Consider the following 6627-nt stretch of genomic DNA (forward strand, 5'->3'; position numbering starts at 1 on the left):
CCCCAGGGGCGCGAGGAACTGCGCGACCAGCCACCACGAACCCGCGGAAACAGGCGAACCGTCGCGGGCCGGTACCGCACGGAGGCACGTGGCCTACCGCGGCAGCGGGCGGGTGTGGCCTACCGCGGCAGCGGGCGCCGCACCCCGGAAGGGAGGCGCGGGGCCCGCCCTGGACGGGCGCGCCCCACCGCGGCGCCGCGCACGCGCGCGGCCCGTCGCGCCGGCGCGCTGCGCGGAACGGCCGTCACCCGTCGCCCGCGTCAAGGTCGAGAAGGTCGCGCAGGATGCGTTCGTCGTCCGGGCTGAGCTGGGCGACGAACCGGGCCAGGACCGTCTCGCGGTCGCGGTCGCGGTCGAGTTCGCCGTGCATCCGGCGGGCGGTGAGGCCCTGGGCGTCCTGGACGGGGTGGTAGGCGAAGCCCCGGCCCTGGCGCGTGCGGGCGACGACGCCCTTGTCGTGCAGTCGGGTCAGGATCGTGGTGACCGTCGTGCGGGCCAGTCCCGCGGCGAGGCTCGCCTGCACCTGGCCCGGGGTCTGGGGGGCGCCGGCGGCCCAGAGGGCGGCCATGACGCTCGCCTCCAGCTCGCCCGCGGGGCGGCGTTCGTCCTTGGCGTCGGCCATGGCCGTGCTCCTCATCCCGTCCTCGTCAGCGGTGCGCCTGCCGGTCGGCCCACCGGCCGTCTACGCGATCGTAGTCAACCGGACGTCCCCAGGGTGCCACGATCGGCCCGCGAACGGACCGTCGCCCCCTGCCGGGGGGGGCGCGGTCAGCGGGTGGCGCGGCCCAGATAGGTCAGCGGCCCCGGGTCCCGCACGGGCAGGACGGTGAAGCCGACGCGGTCGTAGAAGGCGCGGGCCGGGGTGTTGGCGGTGACCATGCCGAGGTGGACCCGGTCGACACCGCGCGCGGCGAGCGCGGCGAGGAAGGTGTCCATCAGCTCGCGCCCGTAGCCGGCCCGCTGGTGGCTCGGGAGCAGGTCGATGTGCAAGTGGGCCGGGTGGCCGGCCAGTTCGGGCACCAGCATCCGCTCGGGGGTGTGCATCAGGTGCACCATCACCTCGTCGGGGGTGCGGGGCTCGGCGGTGGGTGCCGGGTAGCGGTCGACGAGACCGGGCAGCCACTCGTCACGGAACCGCCGTACGAAGGTGGGGGTGTCCGCGGTGCCGACGATGTAGCCCACCGCGCGGTCGCCGTCGTCCACGACGAACGCCAGCTCGGGCTCCAGTTCCGCGTAGGGGGCGGCGAAGATGCTGGGCAGCAGCTCCAGGTCGGGGAAGATTGCCCGGGAGTCGCCGCCCAGCTCCCCGGTGCGGACGCAGATGTCGAAGAGGTCGTCGCGGTCGCTGGGACGGTAGGGCCGGATCACTGCACGCGTCGTCGTCGTCACGGATCCCATGCTGCCGCACATGGGAGCGCTCCCACAAGGCTCCGGTGAGGGGTCGTCAGACGGCGTCGTGCAGCGCGTCCAGGCGCTCGGCCTCCGCCTCGGTGAGGCGGATCGCGCCCGCCGCCACGTTCTCGGCGAGGTGGTCGGGGTTGCCGGTGCCCGGGATGGCCAGGACATGGGGTCCCCGGTGCAGGGTCCAGGCGAGCCGGATCTGCGCCGGGCTCGCCCCGTGCGCCCGCGCGATGTCCAGTACGGCGTCGTCGTGGGCGTCGGTCGCGCCCCGCGCGCCGGCGTCCCCCGCGACCGCGAAGAACGGCACGAAGGCGATGCCCTGTTCCCCGCAGAGCCGCAGCACCTCCTCGGTCGCGGGGTTGCGGTGGTCGAGCCCGTACCGGTTCTGCACGCACACCACGGGCGCGATGGCCTGGGCCTCGGCGAGGTGCCGGGGTTCGACGTCGGAGATCCCGAGGTGCCGGATCAGGCCCTGGTCCCGCAGCTCGGCGAGCGCGCCGAAGTGTTCGGCGATCGAGTCCTGGCCCATCCGCCGCAGGTTGACGACGTCGAGGTGGTCCCGGCCGAGCTGGCGCAGGTTCTCCTCGACGTGTGCCCGCAGGTCCTCGGGCCGGGCGGCGGTCCCCCACTCCCCCGCCCAGTCCCGGAACGGGCCGACCTTGGTGACGATCACCAGGTCGTCCGGGTACGGCGCGAGCGCGGAGTTGATCAGTTCGTTGGCGGAGCGGAGGGAGGAGAAGTAGAAGGCGGCGGTGTCGATGTGGTCGACGCCCAGCTCGACCGCCTTGCGCAGTACGGCGATGGAGCGGGCGCGGTCGCTCGGCACGCCGTGATGGAAGGCCGCGCTGCCGGTGAGCCGCATCGCGCCGAGGCCGATGCGGCGCACGGTGAGATCGCCCAGCTGCCAGGTGCCCGCGGCGTCCGCGGTGATCGTCTCGGAGGTCATCCGCGGAGTCTCGCACGGCCGGCTCCCGGCGCGGGACCGGTGCGGGGGTACGGACTCCCGGGCGGGGCCTTCCCTGAGGGCGCCTGGTGGGCGCTTGCCGACTCGGGTTCAACCCTGCGGTTCAGCCGGGCAGTTCGGCGCGGTGGTGGTCGAGATGCGGGCTTCGGCGCGGCAGTTCGGCGCGGCGGTGGTCGAGATGCGGGCTTCAGCCGGGCAGTTCGGCGCGCCGGTGTTCGAGATACGAGCGTTCCGCCGGGCCTGCGGTCAGGGCGATGGCCCGGTCGTAGGCCGTCGCGGCGGCCGCCGGTTGTCCGGTGCGGCGGAGCAGGTCCGCGCGGACGGCGTGCAGGACGTGGTAGCCGTCGAGCCCTTCGAGCGCGTCGACCAGGACGAGCGCGCGGTCCGGGCCGTCGGTCTCGGCCACCGCGACCGCGCGGTTGAGGGCCACGACCGGGCTCGGGGCGACGGCCATGAGGTGGTCGTACAGCCGCAGGATCTGGCTCCAGTCGGTCGCCCCGGCCGAGACCGCGTCGCTGTGCACGGCGTTGATCGCCGCCTGGATCTGGTAGGGGCCGGGCCGGTCGCGGCGCAGACAGCGGCGGACCAGCTCCTGCCCCTCGGCGACGAGCGCGCGATCCCAGCGGCCTCGGTCCTGTTCGGACAGCGCGACCAGTTCGCCGTCGGCGCCCGTGCGGGCCGGCCGGCGGGACTCGACGAGCAGCATCAGCGCCAGCAGGCCGGTCGCCTCGGGCTCGTCCGGCATCAGCTCGCACAGCAGTCGGGCCAGCCGTACGGCCTCCGAGGCCAGCTCGGCGTCGCCCGTGTACCCCTCGTTGAAGATGAGGTAGAGGACCGCGAGGACGCCGCCGAGCCGGTCCGGCAGGTCCGCGTCACGAGGGACCCGGAACGGGATCCGGGCGTCGCGGATCTTGGCCTTGGCGCGGACCAGCCGCTGCGCCATGGTCGGCTCGGGCACGAGGAAGGCGCGGGCGATCCGCCCGGTGTCGAGGCCGCCGAGGAGCCGCAGGGTGAGCGCGACCCGGGCGTGCGGCGCGAGCGCCGGGTGGCAGCAGGTGAAGATCAGGCGCAGCCGGTCGTCCTGCACGGGGCCCTCCTCCGCGGGCGGGTCGGGGGCGCGCAGCCGGGCCGCCTCGGCGTGCCGGGCGTCCCGGGAGGACTCGCGGCGCAGCCGGTCGACGGCCCGGTTGCGGGCCGTGGTGATGATCCAGCCCGCCGGGCGGGGCGGCACTCCGGCCTCGGGCCAGGTCCGCAGGGCGGTGGCGAAGGCGTCCTGGACCGCCTCCTCGGCGAGGTCGATGTCACCGAAGGTGCGGACGAGCACGGCCACGGCCCGGCCGTACTCGGCACGGAACACGGCCTCGACACCGGCGGGATCGGACATCGGCGCAGTCCCGGTGGTCAGTGCCGGTCGAAGAACGGGCGGATCTCGATCGGCAGGGTGGTGGCCAGGGCGGCCTTGCGGGCCCACTCCATGGCCTCGTCGAGGTCGGCGGCCTGGATCAGGGAGATGCCGCCCAGGTACTCCTTGCCCTCGGCGTAGGGGCCGTCGGTGATCAGCACCTCGCCGTCCTTCGGGCGCAGGACGGTGGCCGTCTCCGGGCCGTGCAGCCCGCCCGAGAAGACCCAGGCGCCCGCGGCGCGCAGTTCGTCGTTGAACGCCTCGACATCGCGCATGATCGCGGCGAGCGCGTCGGGCGCGGGCGGCTCTCCGCCGGCCGGCTGGACCACGCTCAGCAGGTAGTGGGTCATGACGTCCTCCTCGGTGCGGGGGGGGTGGGGGTGTTCCGCGGGCCCCGAGGCGTCTCGGGATTCCCTCACCTCCTACACGAACGGCGTGGCGCCGATTCGACACCGCGCGTGCCGGGATCGGAAGAATCTTCTCCATGACCATCACACCGCATCCGCTCGTCGCCCGCGCCCAGTCGCTCGCGGACCGTCTGCTCGCCCCGGAGGCGGCACGGGTGGACCAGGAGGAGGTGCCGGCGGGCCATCTGGAGGCCGTACGGCGGGCCGGGCTGCTCGGGGTGAGCGCGCCGCGCGCGTACGGCGGCGCGGACGCCCCTGACTCGGTGGCGCGGGAGGTGGCGGAGATCCTCGCGGGCGCGTGCTGTTCGACCTGGTTCGTGCAGACGCAGCACCACACCCCGGTGAAGCTGCTGGCACGCTCCGAACTCCCGGTGAGGGAGCGCCTCCTGCGGCCGCTGTCCGACGGTTCCCTGCTCGCCGGGATCGCCTACGCGCACGTCCGCGCGCATCCCCGGGTGCCGGTGCGGGCGACGGCCGGGCGGGGCGGCTGGCGCTTCGACGGCACCGTGCCCTGGTACACCGGCTGGGGTCTGAACGACGTGATGCTCCTCGCCGGGGTCGACGAGCGGGACGAGGTGGTCTTCGCGTTCGCCGAGGCGCGCGAGCAGCCCGGGGTGCGCGCCTCGGCCCCGATGCGGCTGGCGGCGCTGACCGCGGCGCGGACGGTCTCCCTGCAGTTGGACGGGCTGTGGCTGCCGGACGGCGCCGTGGTGCTGCGCACCCCGCGGGAAAGGTTCGCGCTGGTGGACATCCCGCGCAGCGCCAACACCTCGCCGGCGGTGTTCGGGGTGGCGTACGCGGCGGTGCGCCTGCTGGCTCAGGCCCGGGAGGGCGCCGACGCCGCCGACGCGCTGCGCGCCCGCCTGGACGCCGTACGCGAGCGGGCGTACGCCCTCGCCGACCACCCGGTGCCGCACGAGCACGTCGATGACCGGCTGGCGGTCAAGGCGGAGGCGTACGACCTGATGCGGGCGGCCACCACCGCGGCCGTCGTGGCCGGGGGAGGCCGTGCCATGGACCTGCGCGGCCCCGCCCAACGACTCGCCCGCGAGGGGATGTTCCTGCTGGTGCAGGGGCAGACCGAGCCCGTGCGCAGGGTCCATCTCGACGCGCTGGCGCGAGGGGACGGCTGACGGGCCGCGCGACGAACGGGCTCCGACTCCCGGCGGGGGCGGGGCCGTCCCCCGTGACGGGGCGGAGGCGGTCCGGTGAGGTGGTGGGTGGGGGCGGTCCGGTGAGGTGGATGGTGGGGGCGGCGCGTGCGATCAGGTGGCGAACGGGACCTGCGCCGGGGTTTCCGTGGCTGCCCCGGTGTCGCGGAAGGGGTGGCGCCACAGTCCCTCGGCGGCCAGCAGCGGCAGCACGCCCTCGCCGAACCAGTACGCCTCCTCGAGATGCGGATAGCCGGAAAGCACGAACTCGTCGATGCCGAGGCGGTGGTACTCCTTGATCCGCTCGGCGACCTCCTCGTGGCTGCCGACCAGCGCGGTGCCCGCTCCCCCGCGGACCAGCCCGATCCCGGCCCACAGGTTGGGGTGGATCTCCAGGCCGTCCCGGCCGCCGCCGTGCAGGGCCAGCATCCGCCGCTGCCCCTCCGACTCGCTGCGGGCGAGACCCGCTTGGACCGAGGCGACGGTCGCCGGGTCGAAGCCCGCGAGCAGCCGGTCGGCCTCCGCCCAGGCCTGCTCGGCGGTGTCGCGGGTGATGACGTGGAGCCGGATGCCGAAGCGCGGGGTGCGGCCGTGCGCCGCGGCCAGGCCGCGGATCCAGGCGATCTTCTCGGCGACCTGCGCGGGCGGTTCGCCCCAGGTGAGGTAGACGTCGGCGTGGCGGGCGGCGATCTCCCCGGCGACGGCCGAGGAGCCGCCGAAGTACACCTCGGGGACCGGGTCGGGCACCCGGGCCAGCCGGGCGTCCTCGACCCGGAGGTGCTCGCCCTTCAGGTCGACGGTCCCGCCGTCCCACAACTCCCTTACGATCTGCAGGAATTCACCGGTACGGCGGTAGCGGTCGTCCTTGTCGAGGAAGTCGCCGTAGGCCCGCTGCTCGTGGCTCTCGCCGCCGGTGACCACGTTGAGCAGCAGACGGCCGCCGCTGTGCCGCTGGAACGTGGACGCCATCTGCGCGGCCAGCGTCGGCGAGACGAAGCCGGGGCGGAACGCGACCAGGAACTTGAGCCGTTCGGTGTGCCGGCTGACCATCGCGGTCGTCAGCCACGCGTCCTCGCACCAGGCACCGGTCGGCGTGAGCGCGCCGACGAAGCCGACGTCCTCGGCGGCGCGGGCGATCTGGCTCAGATAGGCGACGGTCGGCGGCCGGTCCCGTCCGGACGCGGTGGCCGGGGTGCCGTGGCCGCCGCCTACCACGTGGCGGCTGTCGCCGTTGGTGGGCAGGAACCAGTGGAAGGTGAGCACGGGGGGATCTCCGATCGGGATGGCGGCGAGGGGGCGGGG

General features: G+C 74.9%; 7 protein-coding genes. 1 reads left to right on the plus strand and 6 read right to left on the minus strand.

The genetic code is table 11. From position 1 onward, the window contains the following. Positions 1 to 244: 244 nt before the first annotated feature. The 5 genes from WN71_RS39090 to WN71_RS39110 all read right to left on the minus strand — a co-directional run bounded on the left by WN71_RS39090 (position 245) and on the right by WN71_RS39110 (position 4117). Positions 245 to 622 (minus strand): BlaI/MecI/CopY family transcriptional regulator, encoded by a 378-nt coding sequence (locus tag WN71_RS39090; protein ID WP_046582465.1) that lies wholly within the window; start codon positions 620 to 622, stop codon positions 245 to 247. A 146-nt stretch (positions 623 to 768) separates the two neighbouring features. Beyond that, positions 769 to 1398, minus strand: coding sequence for a GNAT family N-acetyltransferase (locus WN71_RS39095; RefSeq protein ID WP_046582496.1), 630 nt, complete (start codon positions 1396 to 1398; stop codon positions 769 to 771). A gap of 46 nt (positions 1399 to 1444) precedes the next feature. Next, positions 1445 to 2347 carry an oxidoreductase gene (locus WN71_RS39100; protein ID WP_046582463.1) on the minus strand — a complete coding sequence of 301 codons (903 nt, stop codon included), beginning with the start codon at positions 2345 to 2347 and terminating at the stop codon, positions 1445 to 1447. Positions 2348 to 2552: 205 nt separating this feature from the next. Continuing rightward, positions 2553 to 3749 (minus strand): RNA polymerase sigma factor, encoded by a 1197-nt coding sequence (locus WN71_RS39105; protein ID WP_046582462.1) that lies wholly within the window; start codon positions 3747 to 3749, stop codon positions 2553 to 2555. A 17-nt stretch (positions 3750 to 3766) separates the two neighbouring features. Next, positions 3767 to 4117 carry a YciI family protein gene (locus WN71_RS39110; protein WP_046582461.1) on the minus strand — a complete coding sequence of 117 codons (351 nt, stop codon included), beginning with the start codon at positions 4115 to 4117 and terminating at the stop codon, positions 3767 to 3769. 134 nt (positions 4118 to 4251) lie between these two features. On the opposite strand from WN71_RS39110, the gene WN71_RS39115 reads away from it, so the two are divergent. After that, entirely contained in the window at positions 4252 to 5307 is a 1056-nt protein-coding gene (locus WN71_RS39115) for an acyl-CoA dehydrogenase family protein (protein WP_046582459.1), read from the plus strand. Positions 5308 to 5439: 132 nt separating this feature from the next. On the opposite strand, the gene WN71_RS39120 is transcribed toward WN71_RS39115, so the two are convergent. Continuing rightward, complete coding sequence (locus WN71_RS39120) at positions 5440 to 6588, minus strand: LLM class flavin-dependent oxidoreductase (RefSeq protein WP_046582495.1); 1149 nt, start codon at positions 6586 to 6588, stop codon at positions 5440 to 5442. Positions 6589 to 6627: the final 39 nt, after the last annotated feature.

The organism is Streptomyces mangrovisoli (assembly GCF_000974985.2).
Taxonomy (GTDB): domain Bacteria; phylum Actinomycetota; class Actinomycetes; order Streptomycetales; family Streptomycetaceae; genus Streptomyces; species Streptomyces mangrovisoli.

What these genes read in the sequence shown, in the direction of transcription:
- WN71_RS39115 (WP_046582459.1), top strand. Translation starts at nt 4,252, where the DNA reads ATGACCATCACACCGCATCCGCTCGTCGCCCGCGCCCAGTCGCTCGCG.
- WN71_RS39110 (WP_046582461.1), bottom strand. Translation starts at nt 4,117, where the DNA reads ATGACCCACTACCTGCTGAGCGTGGTCCAGCCGGCCGGCGGAGAGCCG.
- WN71_RS39090 (WP_046582465.1), bottom strand. Translation starts at nt 622, where the DNA reads ATGGCCGACGCCAAGGACGAACGCCGCCCCGCGGGCGAGCTGGAGGCG.
- WN71_RS39095 (WP_046582496.1), bottom strand. Translation starts at nt 1,398, where the DNA reads ATGGGATCCGTGACGACGACGACGCGTGCAGTGATCCGGCCCTACCGT.
- WN71_RS39105 (WP_046582462.1), bottom strand. Translation starts at nt 3,749, where the DNA reads ATGTCCGATCCCGCCGGTGTCGAGGCCGTGTTCCGTGCCGAGTACGGC.
- WN71_RS39100 (WP_046582463.1), bottom strand. Translation starts at nt 2,347, where the DNA reads ATGACCTCCGAGACGATCACCGCGGACGCCGCGGGCACCTGGCAGCTG.